Genomic DNA, 24,013 nt, shown 5'->3' on the forward strand with positions numbered 1-24,013 from the left:
CGCATGTTCAAACCTATCCCGGTTGCCATCGGCTTGCGCTACCTGCGCGCCAAGCGGCGCAATGGCTTCATCTCCTTCATCTCGATGGCATCGATCCTGGGCATCGCCCTGGGCGTGACCGTGCTGATCACCACGCTGGCGGTGATGAGCGGCTTCCAGAAGGAAATCCGCGACCGTCTGTTGCAGATGGCCGCGCACGCCACGGTCAGCGCCGAGGGGGCACCGATGCGCGACTGGCAGCACGCGGTCGAGGTCGCCATGGCCGACCCGCGCGTGGCGGGTGCCGCGCCGTATATCGAAACCGAATCCCTGCTTCAAGGCCCGCGCAAGCAGCCGGCCATCGTGCGCGGGGTGATCCCCTCCGAAGAAGCCAAGGTGTCGGTGCTGGCCAAGAAGATGCAGCAAGGGTCGGTCGACAGCCTCACGCCAGGCTCCTACAACATCATCATCGGCAAGGAACTGGCGCTGTGGCTGGGGGTGGACGTGGGCGACGGCATCGTCGTGCTGCTCAGCGATACTCAGGCCACCCCGTTGGGCGCAATGCCGCGGCTCAAGCGCTTCACCGTCAGCGGCATCTTCGAGGCTGGCTACAACGAGATCGACCGCGGCTTGGCGGTGGTCAACATGCAGGATCTGGGGCGCGTGCTGCGCATGGATGGCGTGACCGGCGTGCGGCTGCGCCTGCACGACATGGATCAGGCCTGGAACGTGGCGCGCGACCTGGCGCTCAACTTGCACGGCCCGTATCGCGTCAGCGACTGGACCCAGGAAAACGCCAACCTCTATCACTCGTTGAAGATGGAAAAGACCGTGATGGGCATCCTGCTGTCGCTGATCGTGGCGATGGGCGCGTTCAACCTGGTGTCCTCGCAGGTGATGCTGGTGACCGACAAGCAGGCCGACATCGCCATCCTGCGCACGCTGGGGCTGTCGCCCGGCGGCGTGATGCAGGTGTTCATGGTGCAGGGTTCGCTGATCGGCTTCATGGGCACCATCATGGGGGTGATCGGCGGCATCGTGCTGACGCTCAATCTCGAACGCATCCTGGGCGTGATCGAAGCGGTCTTCAGCGTGAAACTGCTGCCCGAGGACGTCTACTACATTACCGGCCTGCCCACCGACATGCAGACGCAGGACGTGGTGATCATCACCGTGGTCGCGTTGGTCATGAGTTTCCTGGCGACCCTGTACCCGGCGTGGCGCGCCTCGCGGACCCAACCGGCGGAGGCGCTGCGTTATGAATGAGATTCGGGAATCGGGATTGGCAAATCGGGAATCGACAATGCAAGCGCCGAACCACGCCGATCTGGTGATCCGCGCCGAAGCCTTGGCCAAGACCTATGCCGAAGGCAAAATGCGCACGCCGGTGTTCGATGGGCTGGACCTGTCGGTGGCGACCGGCGAAACGGTGGCCATCGTCGGTGCCTCCGGTGCGGGCAAGAGCACCTTGTTGCATCTTCTGGGCGGGCTGGATATCCCCACCTCCGGCGAGGTCTACGTCGCAGGCCAGCGCATGTCGGCGCTGTCCGACGGCCAGCGCGGCAAGCTGCGCAACCAGGCGCTGGGCTTCGTGTACCAATTCCATCACCTGCTGCCGGAATTCACCGCGCTGGAGAACGTGATGATGCCGGTACTGCTGTCGGGCAAGGAGGTGGCGGTGGCGCGCGGACAGGCGCTGCAACTGCTGGAATCGGTCGGCCTGGGCCATCGTATCGAGCACAAGCCCGGCGAACTGTCCGGTGGCGAGCGCCAGCGCTGTGCGGTGGCGCGTGCCCTGGTCAATCGCCCCGGCTGCGTGCTCGGCGACGAACCCACCGGCAATCTCGACGACAAGACCGCCGGCACGGTGTTCGAGCTGATGCTGGAACTTAATCGCGCCCAGCGCACCAGCCTGGTGCTGGTGACCCACGACCGCAGCCTGGCGCGTCGTCTGGATCGCGTGCTGGAGTTGCACCAGGGCAAGCTGCGCGAGTTGGCGCCTTCGGCGGTGTGAGCGCTGCGCCGCCATCGGTCTTCCGATGGCGGCGCGAGCAACAACCGCAGGCCATTGAAGACCCGCGCTGATACTCAAAACACGATCAAGGAATGATGCGCAGTGCCCGCAGCCGGGTGAACAGTTCGAAGAACGAGGCGCGGCTGTCGTAGAAATCCACAAAGCCCAGTTCGCGGCTCTTGGTCATGTCGTTGACGCACTCGATCTCGCGGCCCAGGTCCGCATCGGTGTGCCACCACGAGGCCAGCCGGTTGACGTCCGCTTCCACCAGTTGGTGCCTGGCAGCCAGCTCGGCCCATAGCGCCGGTGCGGATTCGGTCAGGCGCGCTTCCAGTGGCTGTGGCGTGTCGGGGCAGGGCGCTGCATCGAGCTCGAAGAACTGCGCGATCTGCCCCCACATCCAGCGCCAGCGAAACACATCGCCGTTGACGGTGTTGAAGGCCTGGTTGCGCGCTGCCGGGCTGAGTCCGGCCCAGGCCAGCTGTCGGCCGAGCAGGCCGGCATCGGTGAGGTCGGTGAGGCTGTTCCATTGCGCCTGCGAGCCCGGAAACACGAACGGCTGACCGGTGTGCTTGCATAACGATACATAGACGGCCAGTGTCACGCCCATGTTCATCGCGTTGCTGCCATTGGCCATGCCGATCATGGTGTGCGAGCGATGCACGCTCCACCCGAAGCCGTGGCGTTCGGCGTTCGCGAACAGCAGGTCTTCGAGCGTGTAGTAGAAGTTCTCGCCCGGCTGGCGCGGCTCGCTTTCGCGGAACGGCGTTTCCGCCTTGCCGCTGCCGTAATTTTCGAATGCGCCCAGGTAGTGCTTGGTGCCGGTGACCAGGGCCATGTGCTTGAGCGGTGCATGGCTCAGGGCATCGCACAGGTTGCGCATCATCGCACCATTGGCCTGGACGTTTTCGCGCTCGGTGTCGCGCCGCGTCCAGGTGCAGAAGAACACGTGGGTGATCAGCAAACCCTGCAACGCGGTGCGGGTGCCTTCGGCATCCAGCAGATCGGCAGCCACCGGGATGACGCCGTCCTGCTGCAGCGGCCGACGCGCCAGACCATAGACGGTCCAGCCATCGGCCACCAGCACGTTGGCGAGGTTGTAACCGGAAATGCCGGTCACGCCGACGATCAATGCAATGCCCTTACGCATGTGGAGGAACTCCTCGATAACAGCCCAGACCATAGCGCCTGTTCCATGAAATCGAGGCGAATGCTTGATCTGCAGTCAACGGATGGTTGCATGTGATATGTCGCATCGCCGGTATGTGTCCGTCTGTACGGATTCACGCACGCAGCTGATCGAGCGATCACACGTGTATGGTCTGTGCCAGCGCCAGACGCGGTGAGCTGGCTCGACCCGACTGCCCCGATGCTGGTGGCAGCATCCGGATCGCGATGATCGCGATATCGATCGCCAGTTCGTCGAGTGTCGCGAACCGGCAGTGCATCGCGACGGAGACGGGCATGTTGCGGATATCGTTCAACCTACATTCCGAGGACACCATCACGTATGCGTCCGGATGTCTGCTTCTGTGTCGGTTGGTCGGAGCGCTTGGTGTGAGGAACATCCGCCACCGCGAACCCGTCTTCTTCCTACCCTGCAGCGGGCAAACCACCGCTGGGGACGCCAGCCAGCCTGGTCTAGTCTGAGGTCGTGGATTCACGGCGTCAGGATGGCGGAATGGCATGGATGTCTCGGCACCCAGGGTGACACCGGCACCGCTTGCATCGGCGGTTCCCATCGCGGTGGCGCTGCTGCTGGGCGTGGTCGGCTGCGCGTGGTCGCCGGCGGTGCTGTCGTCGGCGATCTACGCGGTCTCTGGTAGCGCAGGCCTTGTAAGCATTCTTGGGATCTTGTGGTGGCGTCCGCGCGCGACGGTGTGGGTGCTGATGCCTGCAACCGTGGTACTGGGCTTCGCTCTTACCGGTTGGCATGCGGGTCGGGCACTGCAGGCGCAGTTGCTTCCTGGGGACGAAACGCACGATCTCACCGTACGCGGCGAGGTGGTCGGGCTGCCGGTGGCCGAGCAGCGGCGCACCCGCTTTCAGCTGCGTGTGGATCGCGATCGGTCGCAGCCGGCGGCAGTGCGCGGCAAGCTGCTGCAACTGGCATGGTACGACGTCTTCCAGGCGCAGCAGGTCGGACTACGCGCCGCTTTGCGTGCCGGTGCCCGGTGGCAACTGCGGCTCAAGTTGCGCGCACCGCGCGGGCTGCGAAACCCGGGAGGGTTCGATGCCGAACGCCAGGCACTGGCGCAGCGCATCGCGGCAACCGGCTACGTACGCGACCACGGCGCGGCCCGTCAGCTTGCTGCGCCGCGCGGCGTGGATGCCTGGCGCGAGCAGATGTCGCAACGCATCGCCGACCGGGTGCCAGGTGCATCGGCGCCGTATCTGCGTGCGCTGGCATTGGGCGACACCCGCGGCCTGGACGATGCGGCCTGGGCCACCTTGCGCGCGACCGGGCTCAGCCACCTGATCGCGATCTCCGGATTCCATGTCGGCCTGGTCGCCGCCTTCTTTGCGCTGGTGGTCGCAGCGCTGTGGCGATGGCAGCCCGGGTTGGGTTCGGTGATTCCACGCGTGCATGCCGCCGCGCTCGCCGCATTGTTCGGTGCGGCCGCCTACGCTGTGCTTGCCGGGCTGGCGCTGCCGACCGTGCGGACCGTATTGATGATCGCGGTCGTGGCATTGGCGCGGGTCACGCGGCGAGGCGCCACGACCGCGCAGATACTCGCGCTTGCCTTGCTGGCGGTGCTGCTGTGGGATCCGCTGAGCGTACTGGTGGCCGGCTTCTGGCTCAGTTTTGCCGGTGTCGCCTGGCTGGTGTGGTGCCTGCCATCGCATGATCGCGCCATCGTGCGCGGCTTCCTCTCCGCACAGACCGTCGCCACGATCGGCTTGCTGCCGCTCACCATCAGCCTGTTCGGGCAGGCGTCCCTGGTGGGGCCGTTCGCCAATCTGCTGGCCATTCCCTGGTGGACCTTCGTGGTCGTGCCGCTGTGCCTGATCGGCACCGCGCTGGAAGCCATGCATGCTGGCGCAGGTGTCTGGGCGTGGCAGCTGGCAGGTTGGTGTTTCGAACTGACCTGGCCGGGGTTTGTCTGGCTCGGGCAGACCACCGTGGCGCTGTGGTGGGTGCCCGAATCCGATGCCATCGCGCTGATCGCCGCGTTGCTGGGCGCGTTCTGGTTGTTATTGCCGCGAGGCACACCGGGCAAGGCCATGGCCTGTCTGCTGTGGCTGCCGCTGCTGTGGCCGGATCGCGCCCTGCCTGCCGCCGGCGAGGCCGACATCCAGGTGCTGGACGTGGGGCAGGGTCTGGCGGTGCTGGTGCGCACCCAGCGGCATGCGCTGTTGGTCGACACCGGCCCGGCGGTGCGCGATGGCTTCGATGCCGGCGAACGCGTGGTGCTGCCCGCCCTGCATGCACTTGGAGTGCGTCGGTTGGATGCCATCGTGCTCAGCCATGCCGATGCCGATCACGCCGGCGGCTATGCGGCGGTGCGTGCCGGCATGCCGGTTGCGAAGACCGCCGCGCCGCCGGGTGCGCCGCTGGATGTCAGTACGCGCTGTCACGCCGGACAGCAGTGGGAGTGGGATGGCGTGCGCTTTCGGGTCCTGCATCCGGGGCCGGCGTTCCCGTACCTGCGCAATCAATCCAGCTGCGTGCTGCGGGTCGAGACACGTTACGCCAGCGCGCTGCTGCCGGGCGATATCGACGCGCTCGTGGAGCAGCGGCTGCTACGCGACCACGCACCGCTGCTACGGGCGGAGCTGGTGGTGGTGCCGCACCATGGCAGTGCCGATGGCTCGCATGCCGGCTTCATCGCCGCCAGCGGCGCGCGGCTGGCGCTGGTCTCGTCGGGGCACGGCAACCGCTTCGGGCATCCGCGTGCGCAGGTGGTAGAGCGCTGGCAGGGCAGTGGCGCCGAAGTGCTCGATACTGCCCAGTCCGGTGCGATCAGGGTCTGGCTGGGGGCGAACGGCCTGCAGGTGCGCGAGCGGCGCCGTTGGCAGCCGCGGCTGTGGGATGCTGCGGAACGGCGGCGGTCGGCTGCTATCCTATCGGCCAGCGAATAGGCGGCCGCGTTGCCGGAGGAATCGAATCGTGTTGGAGCTGGTCAAGGCGGGCGGTTGGCCGATGGTGCCGTTGCTGTTGTTGGGCGTGATCGCGCTGGCGATCGTGCTGGAACGTCTGTGGACCCTGCGCCGCAACGAAGTGACCCCCCCGGGGCTGGGCGAAGAGGTGCGCAACTGGGCCGCGCGCGGCAAGCTGGACCCCACCCATATCGAGTCGTTGCGGCGCAATTCGCCACTGGGTGCCTTGCTGGCAGCCGCGCTGGATGTACGCGGCCGGCCGCGCGATCTGGTCCGCGAACGCATCGAGGACACCGGTCGCCATGTGGTGCATCGCATGGAGCGGTATCTGAACGCATTGGGCACGATCGCCTCGGCCGGGCCGCTGCTGGGCTTGCTGGGCACCGTGGTCGGCATGATCCAGATGTTCCTGGGGATCCTCGACCACGGCGTGGGCGATGTGAACCAGCTGGCCGGCGGCATCGGCAAGGCGCTGGTGTGCACCGCCACCGGCATGATCATCGCGGTGCCGGCACTGATGGCGCACCGTTTCTTCAAGGGGCGCATCGCCGGTTACATCATCGAGATGGAGCAGGAGGCCACGCTGTTGCTCGACACCATGGAGGGGCGCGTGGTTGTGCCATCCGCGCCGCCAGCAGCGTCGGGCGTCGCGCCTGTTGCGGCGAAGGGCTGACGGATGCGCATCGGCAGCGACCGAAGCCAGGACGAGCCGCATATCGACCTGGTGCCATTGATTGACGTCATCCTCGTCCTCATCATCTTCTTCGTGGTGACCACGACCTTCGACGCACGTTCCACGCTGCAATTGCAGCTGCCGACCGCCAGCGACCAGAACACCGGCGCGCCGCCGCGCTCGCTGAGCGTGTTGGTCAATGCCGACGGGCACTACTTCATCAACGATCAGGAAGTGCTGCGCTCGGATGTCGAAGCCCTGAAGCAGACCATCGCCCAGATTGCCGGCGACGACCGCGAGCAGACGGTGCTGATGCGTGCCGATGCGCGTACGCCGTACCAGGCCGTGGTCACCGCGCAGGATGCGCTGGGCCAGCTCGGCTTCCGGCGCATCGCCATCGCCACCGCGCCGCAGACCGGCAGCGGCGGCAACGCCAGCAAGAACGGAACCCGCCAGTGACCACCCCCAACGACCGCCCGGCGCCAGTCTCGTCCTGGCGCACGTACCGTCGCCTGTTGGCGTTCGCAAAACCCTATCGGCTGCTGCTGCTCGCCGCGTTGGTCGCCGCGTTGATCGAAGCGGCAGGCACCACCGGCTTCCTGGCGTTGATGAAGCCGATCACCGACGAAACCTTCATCTACAAGAACGCCGAAGTCAGCCGCTGGCTGCCGGTGCAGATCATCCTGCTGTTCGTGGTGCGTGGCGTGGCCGGCTACATCACCGATATGGCGATGGGCAAGTCCGCGCGCAGCATTGCGCGCGATCTGCGCGTCAAGGTGATGTCCAAGTACCTGCGCCTGCCCGGATCGAGGTTCGATTCGGAACCGGTGCCCTCGATGCTGATCCGTCTGGGCTCGGATTCGGACCAGGTCGCACAGGCGGCCGTGGACGCGGTCAAGGTCATGATCCAGCAGTCGCTGCAGGTGATCGGCGCCTTGGCGCTGATGTTGTGGCATAGCTGGCAGGTCACGCTCACCATCGTGGTGCTGGCACCTGTGCTGGCGTGGGTGATGGACAAGGTGGCGCGGCGCTATCGGCGCATCAGCCACAGCATCCAGGAGAGCGGCGCGCACCTGTTGCAGGCGGCCGACCAGACCTTGTCCAGCCATCAGGAGGTCAAGATCTACGGTGCCCAGCAGACCGAGATGGAGCGCTATGGCGCGCTGGCCGACCGCAATCTGCGCCTGGCGATGAAGGTCGAATCTACCCGCGGCATTTCCACCGCCACGGTGCAGATGATCGGTGCGATCGGCCTGTCGGCGTTGCTGTTCGTGGCCGGTGCGCAGGCCCTGGCCGGGCGCCTGACCGCGGGCGACTTCGTGGTGCTGATGACCTCGATGCTGACGATCATCCCGGGGCTGAAGCAGCTCACCAATGTGCAGAACATGGTGCAGCGCGGCCTGGCTTCGGCCGAGCGCCTGTTCTCGGTCCTCGACAGCCCGGACGAGCCGGACCAGGGCACGCTTCCCTTGACGCGCGCCAAGGGCCTGATCGAATTTCGCGGCGTGACCGCGCGCTATCCGGAACAGGTGAACCCGGCCCTGGCCGATGTCAGCTTCGTCGCCCAGCCCGGCACGGTCACCGCCATCGTCGGCCGTTCCGGCAGCGGCAAATCCAGCCTGATCAAGCTGATCCCGCGTTTCTACGAGGCCGAGGCAGGGCAGATCCTGCTCGACGGGCATCCGGTGCAGGCCTACTCGCTGGCCGACCTGCGTCGCCAGATCGCGCTGGTCGGCCAGCAGGTGATGCTGTTCGACGGCAGCATTGCCGACAATGTCGCCTATGGCGAAATGCGCAATGCCGATGCCGGGCAACTGGAACGCGCCATCCTCGGTGCCAATGCCATGGAGTTCGTCGCGCAGTTGCCGGAAGGCCTGCAGTCGCATGTCGGCGCCAAGGGTGGGCGGCTGTCCGGCGGCCAGCGCCAGCGCCTGGCCATCGCGCGCGCGATGCTCAAGGACGCACCGATCCTGATCCTGGACGAGGCCACCGCTGCGCTGGACAACGAGTCTGAGCGGCTGGTGCAGGACGCCTTGCACAAGCTCATGCCCGACCGCACCACGCTGGTGATCGCGCACCGCCTGTCCACCATCGAGCATGCCGATCAGGTGCTGGTGATGGACCAGGGCCGCATCGTCGAGCGCGGCACCCACACCGAATTGCTGGCGCAGGGCGGGTTGTATTCGCATCTGCACGGCATGCAGTTCCGCGAACGCCAGGCATGAGCAAGCGCGGCGCCCGCACGCCGGGCTATTGGTACGACAACGCGCCGATTCCGCTGGCGGCGCGCCTGCTGGCGCCGGTCTACGGCGCCGCAATTGCAGTACGGCGTGGTCTGTACCGTCGCGGCTGGCGCAAGCGGCATGGGGTGCCGGTGCCGGTGATCGTGGTGGGCAATGTCACCGCAGGTGGTACCGGCAAGACGCCGCTGACCATCGCACTGGTGTCCAAGCTGCAGGAGGCCGGCTGGACTCCTGGCGTGGCCAGCCGTGGCTATGGCCGCGACGACGCCGGCACCGCCCGCTGGGTCGATGCGGACACGCCAGTGGCACTGGGGGGCGACGAACCGGTGTTGATTGCCTGGAAGACCGGAGCACGCGTACGCGTGGACGGCGACCGGGTGGCGGCTGCCCGGGCCCTGGTCGATGCGGGCTGCGACATCATCGTCTGCGATGACGGGCTGCAGCACTACCGGCTGGCCCGCGACGTGGAAATCGAAGTAGTCGATGGTAAGCGCCGCTATGGCAATGGCCGCCTGCTGCCCGCCGGGCCACTGCGCGAACCGGCCGCACGCGCGCAGGAGTGCGACTTCCGCGTGATCAATCTCGGTCAGGCCAGCGCCGCTGCCGCGCCGCAGGAGCCGGCCGATGCCGGATTCGGCGAATGGCAGATGCGGCTGAGCATCGACAGCGTGCAGCCAATGGACGGCAAACGGGCGCAGCCATTGAGCATGCTGGCCGGTCAGCGCGTGCATGCGGTTGCCGGTATCGCCAATCCGGAACGCTTCTTCGCCATGCTGCGCGCACGCGGCATCGGAGTCGTCCCGCATGCATTTCCCGACCATCATGTCTATACGGCAGCGGATTTCAGCTTCGGTAGCCGCCTGCCGGTGTTGATGACCGAAAAGGACGCGGTGAAATGCCGGCCATTCGCCGACGAGTGGCTGTACAGCGTACCGCTCAAGGCCGAGCTGCCTGCCGCGTTCTGGGTGAGCCTGCTGGACCGTCTGGACAGGCTGGCCAGTCGTGGTCGCGACTGACAGGCGCCCTGGCATCGCGCCGGGCCGCGCTGTTTCCATATGTCACGGCAGACGGCACCCCGGCAGGGGCGCGGGTGCGACCGCAACACCGCAAGGCGATCAGGAAACAAGCAGGCGCCCGTAGGGCGCCTTTTTAGAGCGGCTAACAAAACGTAGCGAGCGGTCGTCAGGTGGGTGCGGACGGCGCGGAGGAACCGCAGTGTACGAGTGGTACATGCCGATTCCGAGCACCGACCGCGCCCGCCTGGCGGCCGCGCAGTCGTTTTGCTAGCTGCTCTTAGTGTTGGATTGGCAGCATGCGCGGCCGGTCAGAAGCGGTAATTCAGCGACAGCCACCAGTTGCGGCCCGGACCCGCATAGCCCTGGTCCCAATACAGGCTGTTGATGTAGGTGCGATCGGTGAGGTTGTTGATATTGAGCGTCGCGCTGAACTGCGGGGTGATCTCGTAGTTGGCCATGACCCCGACCAGCGCATAGCTCGGCTGCCGGATGATGCCAGGGCCGCTGTCCTGCACGCGCGTGATGGCTTCCTGCCAGCGCACGTTGGCGCCCAGCTTGAGTTGTTCGAGCCCTGGAACACGGTAGGTGGTCGCAAGCTTGGCCATCCGCCGCGGCACGTAGGTGCGCACGTTTTCGCCGTTATCGCCCTCAAGGCTCAGTTGCGTGTAGCTGGCGCTCAACTGCCAGGAGTCGCCCAGTTGCCCGGCCACCTCGGCTTCGTAGCCGGTGGAGGTGGCGTCGATGCCCCGATAGACCAGCAATGCCCCTACGTTGCCATCGCTCTCTGCGGTGTTGTCCTGCTTGGCGCGGAACAGGGCGAATGCCGCGTTGATGCGGCCGTCCAGCCATTGCCCCTTGATGCCCAGTTCGGCGTTGTTGCCAGTGATGGGATCGAGCACGTTCAGATTGCGATCCAACTCGGTCTGCGGATTGAAGATCTCCGCATAGCTGGCGTACAGCGCGTAATTCGGATCGAAGGCGTAGACCGCGCCCACGAAGGGGAGGGTCTGGTTGCTGTCGTAGCGGTGCTGCAGGCCGTAGTTGGTGCCGTTGCTCTCCACCTGGGTTTGGTTGACGCCGGTGATCACCTTCAGTCGATCGCCCAGACTCCAGCGCGCAGTGACATAGGCTGTGCGCCGTGTCATATCGAAAGCAGCGCCGTCGGTCCCTGCGTCGAACGGCGGCTTTGGATAACTGCCGGTCCAGTCTTCCAGGCGCGGCAGCGCGTTGCCGATGCCGCGTCCGTACAGCGACAACTGCTCTGTGTCGAGCGTGCCCCAGTTCACGCCAGCCACCAGGTCGTGGCGTCTGCCCCCAAGCGCGAAGGTTCCGGAGACATAGACATCGGCGAACTTCTGCGACTCGCTGCTCTCGTAGTACGAAGGATAGGCGAACAGGCCAAGGCCGGTCAGGCGGTCGGGTTGGCCGTAGACATAGAACAGGTCACCCTCGGTCTCGAAGCGGCGATAGTTCAACGATCCCTTCAGCGACCAGTCGCCGCCGAGCGCCTGCTGCAGTTCCAGGAAAACGCGCTTGTCGGTGCTGCCCCAGTGGCTCCAGTCGGTGGAAGTGCTGGTCGAGCGACCGTAGCGTGCCTGGGTGCCGTCGCTGTAGTACAGCGGCAGCGCGCCCCACATGCCGCCCTGTGGTGCATTGTCCTGGTAGCTGGCGCCCACCGTCAGCAGCGTGCTATCGGTCAGGTCCGCCTCCAGCACGCCGTAGAAGACCTTCTTGTCGATCGAATAGCGGTCCAGATAGCTGTCGCCTTCCTGCCAGGCGCCCACGGCGCGCCCGCGCACGCTGCCGGACTGGTTGAGCGAGCCGGAGACATCGGCGTCCACGCGGTAATTGGACCAGGAGCCGCCACTGAGCGTCACCGCGCCGGCCAGCGCATCGGTGGGGCGCTTGCGCACGAAATTGACCGTCGCCGATGGGTTGCCGGTGGACGACAGCAGGCCGTTGGCACCGCGCAGCACATCGATGCGCTGATAGATCGCGGTGTCCACATCGCCGTCGGCCAGTCCGTTGGTGAACGGCAGCCCCAGGCCATCGACCTGGAAATTGAGAATGTCGAAGCCGCGCGCGGTGTAATAAGTACGATCGGTTTCGACCCGTTCGACATTGACGCCAGCGGCCAGCGCAAGCACGTCATTGGCGTTGTTGAGCGCGAAATCGTCCATCTGTTGACGCGAGATGGTGCTCACCGACTGCGGGGTCTCCAGCGGCGTGAGTGCCAGCCGGGTGGCGCTGTCGGTCTTGCGGAGGGTATAGCCATCGGTGCGCTCGGCCTGCACCTCGACGGTATCGAGCGTGCGGGCGCGCTCGGCAGCGTCCTCGGCCAGTGCCAGGGAAGGGCTGGCCAGCACCGAGAGCAGTGCCACGGACAAGGGGCGCAGGGCCGGGTGGCGGCGTGTGGCGGCGGAATCGGGAGTCATGAGGATCGTTACACTGATGGAGTGGTCGCTGCGGCAACCGAGGCGGTGAGACGGTCCGGCCGGTCTGGCGAATACGAATTATTCTCAACAAAGCGAGCCAAAAGTGCAAACAGACTCTTCCAGCCCTACGGCGGCGCAGGACGCAGCAGGCATCGCGATGCCGTTCGTGGTGGCCGTGCCCGCGCGTTACGCCTCCACGCGGCTGCCGGGCAAGCCGCTGCGTCTCATCGGCGATCGCCCGATGATCCGTCACGTGGCCGAGCGCGCATTGCGGGCCGGCGCCGGTCAGGTCTGGGTAGCCACCGACGATGCCCGTATCGCCGAGGCGATCGACGGGCTGCCTGGCGTGCACGTCGCCATGACCGGCCAGGCGCATGTCTCCGGTACCGACCGTCTGGCCGAATGCGCACGCATTGCCGGCTGGGATGCGGACACCTGCGTGGTCAACCTGCAGGGCGACGAACCGTTCGCGCCGGCGGCCGGTATTCGCGCGGTGGCCGAGCTGCTGCTGCAGTCCGGCGCCGACATGGCCACGCTGGCGGCGCAGGTCGACAGCGCGCACGAGCTGTTCGATCCCAATGTGGTGAAACTGGTCCGCACTGCTGGTGGCGATGCGCTGTATTTCAGTCGCGCGCCCATCCCCTGGCATCGCGACAGCTTCGCCAGCCAGCGCGAGCGCCTGCCGGACGACGGCCAGTGGTTGCGCCACATCGGTATCTACGCCTATCGCGCCGGCTTCCTGCAGCGCTTTGCGGCGATGCCGCCGGGTCTGCTGGAGCGTATCGAATCGCTAGAACAGCTGCGCGCCCTGGAAGCCGGCCATCGCATCGCGGTGGCACTGACGCCGGAGCAGTTTCCGCCCGGTATCGATACGCCGGACGATCTGGCGCGCGCACAGGCGCAGGTGGCGTCGGCGTGAAGCTGCTGATCGTCTGTCTGGGCAATATCTGCCGCTCGCCGATGGGCGAGGGCGCCTTGCGCGCGCGACTGGATGAGGCCCGATTGTCGCGGCGTATCCAGGTCGACTCGGCCGGTACCGGCGGCTGGCATGCCGGCGAGCCGCCGGACCCGCGCGCCATCCGCTGCGCGCGTGGCCACGCTGTCGATATCTCCGGCCTGCGCGCGCGGCAGGTGCTGCGCGAAGACTTCGAGCATTTCGATTGGCTGCTGTGCGCAGATACCGGCAACCTGCGCGATCTGCAGCGGCTGGCACCGGCGCCGCTGCGCGGCAAGGTCGCGCTGTGGTTGCCATGGGCCGGGGTGGGCGCACGTGACGACATCCCCGACCCGTACACCGGCGGCAGCCAGGATTTCGAGGATGTCTGGCAGCTGGTCGATACCGCCGCGCGCCAGACCGTGGCCAGACTCACCCGCGACTAATCACGCTTGGGCATAATCACTGCATGACTGCCCAGCTCACCCAGGAACTGCCGGAATTTCCTACCTGGCTCAACGCCAGGCCCTCCACCTTGCAGGAGCATCGCGGCCGTGCGCTGGTGCTGGCGTTCGTCAACGCCAGCTCGGTGTGGTGCGCCGAGCGCCTGGCCGAGCTGGCGCAGTGGCAGGCGCGCAGCCCCGGGCGCCTGCAGGTGATCGTGGTGCAGGTGCCGCGCTTCGACAGCGAACGCCTGCCGCAGCGCTCGCTCAAGCAACTGCGCGGGCACGGCGTCAGCGCGCCGATCCTGCTCGACAACCAGTGGGAAACCTGGCGCCGGTTCGGCATCGAATCCTGGCCGACGCTGGTGTTGCTGGATGCGCATGGCCGCGAGCGCCAGCGGCTGGTCGGCGTCACCGGCGATCTGGACAAAGCCTTGGCCGCCCTGTGCGAAGGCCAGCAGCAACCGTCCGACGCCGACCTGCAGGGCGTGCCGGAGCGCGACCCCGAGCCGCGGCTGGCACTGCGGTTTCCGACCGGGTTGGCCGCCACCGAAGACCGGCTGTACGTCGCCGACACCGGGCACCATCGTGTGCTCGAATGCACGCACAGCGGACGTGTCTTGCGGCAGTTCGGACACGGCAATGCCGATCTCATCGACGGCCGCATCGGCGAAGCCGCCTTCCGCCGCCCGCAGGGCCTGGCGCTGGAGCGGGATCAGTTGTACGTCGCCGACACCGGCAACCATGCACTGCGCCGCATCAACCTGGGCAGCGGGCAAGTAGACACCTTGTGCGGCACGGGTCGCGCAGGCGATCCGGTGGAAGGTCCGCTGGCCTTCGCCGGCGCGTCCGCACTCAATTACCCGCAAGGGCTGGCGGTGGCCGACAACCAGGTCTTGATCGCCATGGCCGGCGACAATCGCATCTGGAGTTATCACCTGGGGCGTGCGGCGCTGAGCGCACGCGCCGGCACCGGCGCGCTTGAATTGCGTGACGGCAGCGGGCATCTGGCAGCGTTCGCGCAGCCGGCAGGCCTGGCTGCGGTCCAGCAGGTGGCCTACGTCTGCGACGGGCTGGGCTCGTCGATCCGCACCATGCAGCTGCGTGGCGATCTGGTGCAGACCCTGGTCGGCGGGCAGGGCATCTGGCAGTTCGGCGATCAGGATGGCCCGCGCGGCACCGCGCAGCTGCAGTTTCCGCAGGCCATCGCGCTGGCAGCCGATTCGCCGTTGCTATGGATTGCCGATACCGGCAATGGCCGCCTGCGTTGCCTGCGCCTGGGTGGCGGCGAACTGACCACGGTAGAGCTGCCACGGCGGCTGCATGGCCCGGCCGGGCTGGCGGTCGCGGCGGGCGCAGTGTGGATTGCCGAAACCGACGCCCACGCCGTCCTGCGCTACGACCTGGCCAGCGGCGCATTGAGCGATGTTGCGATAGACGAATGAACGCAAGGCCCAAAGTCGATTTCGATGGGAAGGCGTTTGCGGCGCAACTGAGTACCGCGCCCGGCGTGTACCGCATGTACGCGGCCGACGACACGCTGCTGTACGTCGGCAAGGCCGGCGCCCTGCGCAAGCGCGTGGGCAGCTATTTCAACGGCACGCCGAAGAATGCACGGCTGACCTCGATGCTGTCGCAGGTCGCGCGCATGGACGTCACCGTGACCCGCAGCGAAGCCGAGGCGCTGCTACTGGAAAACCAGCTGATCAAGTCGCTGTCGCCGCGCTACAACGTGTCCTTGCGTGACGACAAGAGCTATCCCTATGTATTGCTGACGCGCGAGGACTGGCCGCGGATCGCGCTGCACCGCGGCCCACGTGCGGTGCAGGGGCGCTATTTCGGCCCGTATACGGGCGTGACCGGCGTGCGCGAAACGCTGAGCCTGATGCACAAGCTGTTCAAGCTGCGCAGCTGCGAAGACAGCGTGTTCCGCAATCGCTCGCGGCCCTGCCTGCAGTACCAGATCGGCCGCTGCAGCGGTCCGTGCGTGGACCTGGTCGCGGCGCCCGACTACGCCGAATCGGTGCGTCGCGCCACGATGTTCCTCGAAGGCAAGAGCGACCAGCTCGGCGAGGAGATCATGCAGTCGATGCAGCAGGCCAGCGAGGCGCTCGAATTCGAGCGTGCCGCCCGCCTGCGCGATCTGTTGTCCTCGTTGCGCAGCATGCAGAACCGCCAGTACGTCGACGGCCGCGCCGCCGATCTGGACGTGCTGGCCTGCGCCACGCAATCCAGCCAGGCCTGCGTGCTGCTGCTCAGTTTCCGGGACGGCCGCAACCTGGGCACGCGCTCGTTCTTCCCCAAGACCAACGGCGAGGACAGCGCCGACGAGATCCTGGCTGCATTCGTCTCGCAGTACTACGCCGAACATTCGCCGCCACGCGAGATATTGCTGGATCGCGAAATTCCCGATGCCGAGTTGATCGAAGCCGCACTCAGCGCCGCTGCCGAGCACAAGGTGGCCCTGAAGTGGAACGTGCGCGGCGAGCGCGCCGGCTATCTGCTGCTGGCCACGCGCAACGCGCAGCTGACCCTGGTCACCGAACTCACCAGCCAGAGCGCGCAGCACGCGCGTAGCGAGGCCTTGCGCGAAATGCTTGGCCTGGCCGAGCCGGTCAAGCGCGTGGAATGCTTCGACATCAGCCACACCATGGGCGAAGCCACGGTGGCCTCGTGCGTGGTCTTCGACGCCAGCGGTCCGGTGCGTGGGCAATACCGGCGCTTCAATATTTCCGGCATCACCCCGGGCGACGATTACGCGGCCATGCGCCAGGCGATCGAACGCCGCTTCCGCCGCGCGGTGGAAGAAAACGGCGTGCTGCCCGACGTGTTGCTGATCGACGGCGGCGCCGGCCAGCTGGCGCAGGCGCAGGCCGCGCTGGCCGACCTGGGCGTGGAGAACTTGCTGCTGGTCGGCGTGGCCAAGGGCGAGGAGCGCAGGGCAGGGCACGAGGCGCTGATCATGGCCGACGGACGCGAGCTTCGCCCGGGCGCCGCATCGCCGGCGCTGCAATTCATCCAGCAGGTGCGTGACGAAGCGCACCGCTTTGCGATCACCGGGCACCGCGGGCGTCGCCAGAAGGCGCGCATGACCAGCAAGCTCGAGGATATCCCCGGCATCGGGCCACGGCGCCGGGCCAGCCTGCTCAAGCATTTCGGTGGTCTGGTCGGTCTCAAGGCCGCCGGCGAAGCCGAGATCGCGCGCGTGGATGGGGTCAATGCCGCACTCGCCGCGCGAATCTACGCTAACCTGCACGGGCTGGCGCTTCCCGATGCGCCAGGCGAGTCGAGCCCGTAATGAAGTTGACCATCCCCACGTGGCTGACACTGCTGAGGATCGTGATGATCCCGGTGTTGGTCGTGGTGTTCTACCTGCCGTACACCTGGACGAATTTCGCATCCGCCGGCGTCTTCGCGCTGGCCGCCATCACCGACTGGCTGGATGGCTGGGTCGCGCGTCGCTATCACCAGTACTCTGCGTTCGGCGCCTTCCTCGATCCGGTGGCCGACAAGCTGATGGTGGCCGTGGCGCTGTTCCTGATCGTGCAGGGCCATCCCACACCGTGGATGGCGTTCTGGGCGGCGGTCATCGTCGGGCGCGAAATCGCCGTCTCCGCGCTGCGCGAATGGATGGCCGAGATCGGGCAGCGTGCCAAGGTGCGCGTGGCGGTGATCGGCAAGGTCAAGACCACCGCGCAGATGGTGGCCTTGCTCTGCCTGCTGTATTCGGTCACGCCGGGGCAGATGCCCACGCACGAAATCTGGCTGGGCAGCCTGATCTTCCGTGCCGGTTACTGGACGCTGGCGATCGCCGCGCTGCTGACGCTGTGGTCGGGATTCCAGTACCTGCAGGCGGCGTGGCCAAGCCTGCGCGCCGACGAAAAAGCGGCGATCAGCAACAAGTCGAAGAAAATCGAAAGCAACAGTTGACACCCATGCTGTTCGCTGTAGAATTTCGCCTCCCAAGCGGGAATAGCTCAGTTGGTAGAGCGCAACCTTGCCAAGGTTGAGGTCGCGAGTTCGAGTCTCGTTTCCCGCTCCAGTGTTAGACAAGGCCCCGTGTCGGGGTCTCGTTGTTTCAAGGCAGGATGCCTTGGGTGAGATGTTCGGCCTGGTGGTAGAGTGGTTATGCAGCGGACTGCAAATCCGCGTACGCCGGTTCAATTCCGGCCCAGGCCTCCACATCGCATGCGCGGTGTTTTCGCATCGGCAACGATGCCAGGGCTAGCGCAACGAAGTGACAAGCTGTACAATTTTGCTCCACGCGGGAATAGCTCAGTTGGTAGAGCGCAACCTTGCCAAGGTTGAGGTCGCGAGTTCGAGTCTCGTTTCCCGCTCCAAACCAGAACGTCCGGTTGCAAGATCAGACGATCACCGAAAGGGCCGCAAAGCCCTTTTTTGTTGCCTACGCAAAATGCGGCATGGCGATTCCGCTCGCAGCATCCTCGCATCTGCTGACGCTCCCGTACCCCATGCAGGCGGGGCAGAGTCGTCTCATCGCCCTGAGCTGCGGCAGAGTCGAATGCAAACCTCGGCAGACGATTGTGCTGGCCGGCGTGCTGGCCGTTGCACGCGGCAGATCTGGCAACCAGATCCTGTCCTGGCGACGTGCGCTCGATGTGCTGCGCAGATCTGCTGCGATTGCGCGAAGTCATCAGCCAGCGCGACTCGGCTTGTTTGCGTCGAGGCTCCCCCGGATCGATGCTGTAGCAGCTGTTGAGCGCGACCAGTCGAGTCGACGCAGGCATCCCAGCGACGGCCACGAGCAAGTCGCGCACTGAGTCGTTCGCCGACAGCGGGAGAGACGGTGGTGTTTACGGCGTCGCCGGTGCTGGCCTGGCAGGTCGTCAAGACGCCGTGCTGCATGCGCTTGCTCCGTGCAAGGCCGCCACGATCCAGATGCTGTGCGCTATCCAAGGCTAGCCAGTCGAGAAAGGCTGATGTCCCAGCGTTGCTCTCGTCGGCCGATTTTCCGGAATTTCAAGGATGCTCAGCAGGTATCGCCTGCTATGTTTATACGATTAGATTTATTTCTCGTTTGAATCTATCTATTTCATTTTTATTGTGAAAATTCATTGTGATGATTATCACCCTGTATTTGTGTTTCGTCGCGCAGATTCATCGAACAGGAAGATAATCTTCGCCCATCGATTGAAGGTCGTGGCTACCCGCGATGACTCAATAAGAAATAACTTGGGTGATGGTGGTGCTCGCAACGTAGATGTAGCCATAACAATGCTATGAATGACGTTACGGAGCGAGCCTGGGAGGGTCTGAACCAAGAAGTCGAAAAGAGCCAGCGCTGTATGCGCTTTGGGCTTGACCAGCAATGTCCTAAGCAGTCAGCCGGGCACGACGCAAACATAATCACTCGAAAGTCGTTGTGATCCAGCCAGCTAACAAATAAGTAAAAAATCCAAAGCAGGATCCTTGCCCGTTCGGCTGCGCTGCAAGGTTCTGTCGCTGTGCACGCTTTTACCACGCAGTCAGATCGGTAGCGTTAGTTCGGCTGCAACCTGCTTCTGCTCCATATCGTTGATTGAACCGGCGACCGTGCAAGGGTTTATCGCGCGCGGGCTGCTCTGCGACCATGCCTTGTGACAGGAAAATGTTATGCAAACGAATGAGCAATCCGGGTTCCCGCTCAGCAGTCCGCAGCGAGAGATTTGGCTGGAGCAGCTGATGCTCGGCCATTCAATTTCTTCGATCATCGGTGGCTATCTTGATATCGATCACGATATCGACATCGGTCTTTTTCGCCGGGCCGCGCAATCGACGGTCGATCAATGCGAAGTGTTGCGCACTTGCATTTTGTCGGACGTGGATAGCGATGGGATTCCCCTACAGGCGTTCTCCAGTCAGATGGAAATGCCGGTTTCGGTCGCGGATGCCTCGCGTTGGCCAAACCCTGAGCACTGGCGAGACGCATGGGTTCAGGAGCAGATGGAGACGCCGTTTGAGTTCGATGGGACTCCGCTGTGGCGGCTCGCGCTATGTCGCGTCGCGACCGGACGATGGCGGCTTGTCGTAACAGCTCACCACATCCTTCTGGATGGTTGGTCAATGTACCTGACGATCCAGACCTTGAGCCGGGTCTACAACGATCTACGGGCTGGCCGCATCTCGCGGGTCGAGGTCAGGTCGTATCTGGATTTCATCGATCAGGATTTGAGTTATCAGCAGTCGGTGCGCTACGAAAAGGATCGTGAGTACTGGCTGGAAAAGTACGCCACGCTTCCGGAGCCGATATTCTCGCCACGGCCTCAGCTGGCCAATGCAGTCGACGCTGATCGCAGCGTCAATTTCATGCGTGAGTTCCCGGCCGGGCTTCTGAATCGGATGACGGCCTTTGCCGAGACATACGGCGTCTCTGCCTTTCAAGTCAGTCTGGCTGCGTTGTACATCTATTTTTCGCGGACAGTGCAGCGCGACGATGTCGCGGTGGGGGTGCCGATCCTCAATCGATCGGGCCACCAGTTCAAGGGGTGTATCGGCATGTTTGCGCAGGTCACGCCAGTGCGGATGCGCTACAGCCCGGAATCGACGTTTCTCGAAGTAGTGTCCGCCCTGGCCAAGGAGCTACGCAGGGACTATCGTCACCAGAGCTTTCCGGTCAGCGAGATTGGACGTGCGTGTGGAATGTTGAAGAGTGGCGCCACCCGCCTGTTCGACGTGGTGTTCTCTTTCGAACAAGGCGAGCATGAGTACCGCTTCGGCAGCGCGCATTCGAGCTTCATCAAATGCTCCAACAATCAGGAATACAACCCGCTGTTGATGTATGTGAGAAGTAACGCGAACGATGAGGTCGCCTGGTTCCACGCGATTTACAACAAGGCTTATTTCGAGTCGGACGAGATCACGCTGCTGACCGAGCGCTTGATCCAGTTGATGGAGCAGGCAGTCGCCCATCCGGAGCGGCGTCTGCAGGACTTCGAAGTGCCGCTCCCGGATGAGCTGGCAACGATAGAGCGATGGAGCCACGGTGAGCAGACCGCCGTGCCCGATAGCACGCTGCAGGCGTTGTTCCAGGCACAGGCCGCTCGCACTCCGGACGCAGTTGCGGTGATCTGCGCAAACCGGCAGCTGACCTACGCCCAACTCAACGCGCAGGCCAATCAGCTCGCGCGCTATTTGATCGAGATGGGGCTGCAGCCCGACGAGCGGGTGGCAATCTGCATGGAACGCAGTGTGGACCTTGTCGTGGCCCTGCTTGCGATATTGAAAGCCGGAGGCGCGTACGTGCCACTCGATCCGCGATACCCGGCAGAGCGCCTGGCGTACATGCTGCTCGATAGCTCGCCTCGTGCGGTGTTGCTGCACGGCGCAACGTCCGCACTCTTTGCCGATGCCGATCTCCCGCGGGTCGATCTGGATGTTCCTATCTGGCGATCGGCATCATCCCTTGACCCGGCGGTTGACGGCCTGAATACATCGCATTTGGCCTATGTGATTTATACGTCAGGTTCGAGCGGTCGGCCCAAGGGTGTGATGGTGCCGCACGCAGCGCTGGTGAGCTACCTGCACTGGGCCCTGGAATACTACAAGCCGCACCAAGGTGCATTGGTGTCGTCTTCGTTATCCTTCGACGCCACGGTGACCAGCCTGTATCTGCCGCTCCTGTGTGGTGGCACCACCGAACTGCTGCCGGAATACGACGAGATCGATGGCTTGCTGCAACGTCTGAGCTCGGACACGCCGCTGGGCCTTGTCAAGATCACGCCGTCTCATCTGGACGTACTGACGCAACAGCTCGCCGCAAGCGGCGCAAGGCCTGCAGCAGCACTATTCGTCGTCGGTGGCGAGGCGCTGTCGACCGCGACCGTCAGGCATCTGCGCGCGCTTGCGCCTGACGTCCGGCTGGTCAATGAGTACGGCCCCACCGAGACGGTGGTGGGGTGTATCGTCTATGAGGTTCCCATTGGATGGGAGAACACGACCCTGTCCAGCGTGCCGATCGGGCGGCCGATCGCAAACATGCATGCCTATGTTCTGGATATGCATGGACGGCGGGTGCCGATCGGCGTGGCAGGCGAGCTTTACATCGCCGGTGCCCAGGTCACACGCGGTTATCTCGATCGTGCTGCACTGACCGAACAACGCTTTGTCGTCGATCCTTTCGACGGCAGTCCTGGCTCACGGATGTACCGCACCGGAGACCTTGCCCGGTGGTTGCCGGACGGCCGGCTGGACTACCTGGGTCGCAACGACGACCAGATCAAGATTCGCGGCGTCCGCATCGAGCCCGCCGAGATTGCCTCCAGATTGCTGGAGCATCCGCATATCCATGAGGCGACCGTGGTCGCCCGTGCCGACGCAAACGGGCAGAACGCGTTGGTGGCGTATTACGTACCGGTCGAAGGGTGCGAGGTTGGGTCGGAACAATTACGGTCTTACCTGCAGCTGCAGCTGCCAGGCTACATGGTGCCAGCGTTGTATGTTCAGATGGATGCGTTGCCGCTCACTCCCAACGGAAAGCTGGATCAGAAAGCCTTGCCGGAACCGCAGGCACCGTCCCAGGTGCAAGACCGGTACGCGGCACCCGAGGGGCAGATGGAGGAGGTATTGGCCGAGGTGTGGAGGGAGGTCCTCAAGGTCGATCGAGTGGGACGCCACGATCACTTCTTTGAGCTGGGCGGTCATTCGTTACTGGTTGTCGCATTGCTGGAGCGGATGCGTCGGCGCGGACTGAGTGCCGAGGTCAAAGCGCTGCTGAGCCAACCGACCCTGATGGCGATGGCAGCAACGATTGGCGTCAACAATGACATCGCCGTGCCGGAAAACCGGATTCCGGCAGAGTGCGATCGCATCGTGCCCGAACTGTTGTCGTTGCTTGAGCTAAGCCAGGAGTCTATCGATCGTATCGTCCGAACAGTGCCAGGCGGTGCGCGCAATGTGCAGGACATCTATCCGTTGGCGCCATTGCAGGAGGGCATCGTCTATCACCATCTGTCCGCAAGCCAGGGCGATCCCTATCTGCAATATGCCAGTTTCACGTTTGCCGATCGGGCGCGTCTTGAAGCATTTGCAGATGCCTTGCAGCAGGTGGTGGCACGGCACGATATCTTGCGCACCGCTATCGTTTGGGAATGTCTCGATGCGCCAGTGCAGGTGGTCTGGCGAAACGCCACGGTTCCGTTGTTGGAAATGGAGCTGGATGCAACGCACGGCGATGTATTGCAACAGCTGAAGGAGCGGATGAGCCCGGATAAATACCCTCTCGATTTGGGCAAGGCGCCGCTCTTGCGTATCGGGTACGCCTATGACGGTGTCGGTGGGCGCTGGGTTGGCGTGCTGGTGTTCCACCATCTGATTGGTGATGCCGCGTCGCTGGGAGGCTTGCTGCAGGAACTGGGCTGCCGGATGCAGGGAGACGATCTTGGATTGCCGCCTCTTTTTCCATATCGTGAATACACGATGCAGGCGCGCTCGAGTCAGCAGTCTCAGGAGCACAGCAGCTTTTTCACCGAGATGTTGGGCGACATCAGCGAACCGACGTTGCTGCTGGGGCTCGAGCAGCTCGAGCCCGGTCACTCCACCACGCGTACGGTAGTCCAGTCATTGAGTGCGGGGCTGGATCGACGACTGCGCATGAAGGCAAGGCAACTAGGCGTAGGCGCCGCCAGCCTTTATCACGTTGCCTGGGCGCAGGTGCTTGCAGCGATGTCTGCACAGCAGCAGGTGGTTTTTGGCACAGTGCTGCTCGGCAGAACCCGGGGCCGCGATATGGAGCGGGCGCTTGGGATGTTCATCAACACGCTGCCGATACGGGTCGATGTGGGGAGTGCGAGCGTACATGCGGCTGTCAAGCAAACCAATACATGGCTGACAGGCCTGCTGTCGCATGAGCATGCATCGCTGGCAGTGGCCCAACGTTGCAGCGGCGTTGCGGCGCCGCGCCCCTTGTTCAATGCGTTGTTGAACTACCGCAGGACGCGTAGGGAGCAGCTTTATGGCACGGTACGCAATGCCTGGCCGGGGATCGACATCCTGGGCGGGCAGGAGCGGAGTACGTATCCCTTGAGCCTGTCGGTGGACGACATGGGCGATGGGTCGCAGTTGACCCTGCTGGCTGCTGAGGCCTTTGATGCACAGCGCCTGTGCACTTACATGCAGAGCGCGCTGGCGCACCTGGTGGAGGCCCTGGAGCAGGCCCCGGAGCTTCCGTTAAGCCAGTT

The 24,013-nt window shown here is 64.7% G+C and carries 16 protein-coding genes, 3 tRNA genes, 1 other RNA gene and 1 pseudogene; 17 read left to right on the plus strand and 4 right to left on the minus strand.

Annotation, left to right across the window (positions count from 1 at the left end; genetic code table 11):
• Window positions 1–3: 3 nt before the first annotated feature.
• Both XcodCFBP4690_RS15510 and lolD read left to right on the plus strand, forming a co-directional pair.
• On the plus strand, window positions 4–1,245 hold the full coding sequence (locus XcodCFBP4690_RS15510) for a lipoprotein-releasing ABC transporter permease subunit (protein WP_104542192.1): 1,242 nt from the start codon (window positions 4–6) through the stop codon (window positions 1,243–1,245).
• A gap of 37 nt (window positions 1,246–1,282) precedes the next feature.
• Window positions 1,283–1,993 carry a lipoprotein-releasing ABC transporter ATP-binding protein LolD gene (gene lolD / locus XcodCFBP4690_RS15515; RefSeq protein WP_167394654.1) on the plus strand — a complete coding sequence of 237 codons (711 nt, stop codon included), beginning with the start codon at window positions 1,283–1,285 and terminating at the stop codon, window positions 1,991–1,993.
• A gap of 85 nt (window positions 1,994–2,078) precedes the next feature.
• Here the strand turns inward: lolD and XcodCFBP4690_RS15520 are convergent, their stop codons facing one another.
• Window positions 2,079–3,143 carry an SDR family oxidoreductase gene (locus tag XcodCFBP4690_RS15520; protein ID WP_104542246.1) on the minus strand — a complete coding sequence of 355 codons (1,065 nt, stop codon included), beginning with the start codon at window positions 3,141–3,143 and terminating at the stop codon, window positions 2,079–2,081.
• Between the two features lie 157 nt (window positions 3,144–3,300).
• Window positions 3,301–3,477: a hypothetical protein gene (locus XcodCFBP4690_RS22785; protein WP_167394655.1), complete on the minus strand. Its 177-nt coding sequence runs from the start codon at window positions 3,475–3,477 to the stop codon at window positions 3,301–3,303.
• A gap of 202 nt (window positions 3,478–3,679) precedes the next feature.
• Between XcodCFBP4690_RS22785 and XcodCFBP4690_RS15530 the strand changes: the two are divergent.
• The 5 genes and pseudogenes from XcodCFBP4690_RS15530 to lpxK all read left to right on the plus strand — a co-directional run.
• Window positions 3,680–6,211: pseudogene (locus XcodCFBP4690_RS15530) on the plus strand (DNA internalization-related competence protein ComEC/Rec2); the annotation flags it as partial.
• Window positions 6,105–6,767: a MotA/TolQ/ExbB proton channel family protein gene (locus XcodCFBP4690_RS15535; RefSeq protein WP_104542198.1), complete on the plus strand. Its 663-nt coding sequence runs from the start codon at window positions 6,105–6,107 to the stop codon at window positions 6,765–6,767. The pseudogene XcodCFBP4690_RS15530 and the gene XcodCFBP4690_RS15535, both read left to right, overlap by 107 nt.
• Before the next feature lie 3 nt (window positions 6,768–6,770).
• Complete coding sequence (locus tag XcodCFBP4690_RS15540) at window positions 6,771–7,226, plus strand: ExbD/TolR family protein (protein WP_104542200.1); 456 nt, start codon at window positions 6,771–6,773, stop codon at window positions 7,224–7,226.
• Window positions 7,223–8,992, plus strand: coding sequence for a lipid A export permease/ATP-binding protein MsbA (gene msbA / locus XcodCFBP4690_RS15545; RefSeq protein WP_104542202.1), 1,770 nt, complete (start codon window positions 7,223–7,225; stop codon window positions 8,990–8,992). Before XcodCFBP4690_RS15540 ends, msbA begins: the two co-directional genes overlap by 4 nt.
• On the plus strand, window positions 8,989–10,026 hold the full coding sequence (lpxK, locus tag XcodCFBP4690_RS15550) for a tetraacyldisaccharide 4'-kinase (RefSeq protein ID WP_104542204.1): 1,038 nt from the start codon (window positions 8,989–8,991) through the stop codon (window positions 10,024–10,026). Before msbA ends, lpxK begins: the two co-directional genes overlap by 4 nt.
• 140 nt (window positions 10,027–10,166) lie before the next feature.
• Here the strand turns inward: lpxK and XcodCFBP4690_RS15555 are convergent.
• Both XcodCFBP4690_RS15555 and XcodCFBP4690_RS15560 read right to left on the minus strand, forming a co-directional pair.
• A non-coding RNA gene (locus XcodCFBP4690_RS15555) (sX9 sRNA) lies at window positions 10,167–10,242 on the minus strand.
• Between the two features lie 92 nt (window positions 10,243–10,334).
• Complete coding sequence (locus tag XcodCFBP4690_RS15560) at window positions 10,335–12,461, minus strand: TonB-dependent siderophore receptor (protein WP_104542206.1); 2,127 nt, start codon at window positions 12,459–12,461, stop codon at window positions 10,335–10,337.
• A 157-nt stretch (window positions 12,462–12,618) separates the two neighbouring features.
• On the opposite strand from XcodCFBP4690_RS15560, the gene kdsB reads away from it, so the two are divergent.
• The 10 genes from kdsB to XcodCFBP4690_RS15605 all read left to right on the plus strand — a co-directional run.
• The gene (gene kdsB / locus XcodCFBP4690_RS15565; RefSeq protein WP_104542208.1) at window positions 12,619–13,380 is read left to right on the plus strand and encodes a 3-deoxy-manno-octulosonate cytidylyltransferase; all 762 of its coding nucleotides are present in this window, start codon (window positions 12,619–12,621) and stop codon (window positions 13,378–13,380) included.
• Window positions 13,377–13,841, plus strand: a complete 465-nt coding sequence (locus XcodCFBP4690_RS15570) for a low molecular weight protein-tyrosine-phosphatase (RefSeq protein ID WP_104542210.1) — start codon at window positions 13,377–13,379, stop codon at window positions 13,839–13,841. Before kdsB ends, XcodCFBP4690_RS15570 begins: the two co-directional genes overlap by 4 nt.
• 23 nt (window positions 13,842–13,864) lie before the next feature.
• On the plus strand, window positions 13,865–15,283 hold the full coding sequence (locus tag XcodCFBP4690_RS15575; protein WP_167394656.1) for a hypothetical protein: 1,419 nt from the start codon (window positions 13,865–13,867) through the stop codon (window positions 15,281–15,283).
• Window positions 15,280–17,136, plus strand: coding sequence for an excinuclease ABC subunit UvrC (gene uvrC, locus XcodCFBP4690_RS15580; protein WP_104542214.1), 1,857 nt, complete (start codon window positions 15,280–15,282; stop codon window positions 17,134–17,136). The genes XcodCFBP4690_RS15575 and uvrC overlap by 4 nt, the downstream gene beginning before the upstream one ends.
• Window positions 17,136–17,768 (plus strand): CDP-diacylglycerol--glycerol-3-phosphate 3-phosphatidyltransferase, encoded by a 633-nt coding sequence (pgsA, locus tag XcodCFBP4690_RS15585; protein ID WP_104542216.1) that lies wholly within the window; start codon window positions 17,136–17,138, stop codon window positions 17,766–17,768. The genes uvrC and pgsA overlap by 1 nt, the downstream gene beginning before the upstream one ends.
• A 36-nt stretch (window positions 17,769–17,804) precedes the next feature.
• A tRNA-Gly gene (locus XcodCFBP4690_RS15590) sits at window positions 17,805–17,880 on the plus strand.
• Between the two features lie 66 nt (window positions 17,881–17,946).
• Window positions 17,947–18,020, plus strand: a tRNA-Cys gene (locus tag XcodCFBP4690_RS15595).
• Between the two features lie 82 nt (window positions 18,021–18,102).
• Window positions 18,103–18,178 (plus strand) — tRNA-Gly (locus tag XcodCFBP4690_RS15600).
• A 15-nt stretch (window positions 18,179–18,193) separates the two neighbouring features.
• Window positions 18,194–18,619 (plus strand): hypothetical protein, encoded by a 426-nt coding sequence (locus XcodCFBP4690_RS22480; protein WP_146091918.1) that lies wholly within the window; start codon window positions 18,194–18,196, stop codon window positions 18,617–18,619.
• Window positions 18,620–19,451: 832 nt separating this feature from the next.
• Window positions 19,452–24,013: non-ribosomal peptide synthetase (locus tag XcodCFBP4690_RS15605; RefSeq protein WP_104542218.1), on the plus strand; the 4,562-nt coding region annotated here is incomplete at its 3' end.

It is taken from the genome of Xanthomonas codiaei (genome assembly GCF_002939785.1).
GTDB lineage: Bacteria > Pseudomonadota > Gammaproteobacteria > Xanthomonadales > Xanthomonadaceae > Xanthomonas > Xanthomonas codiaei.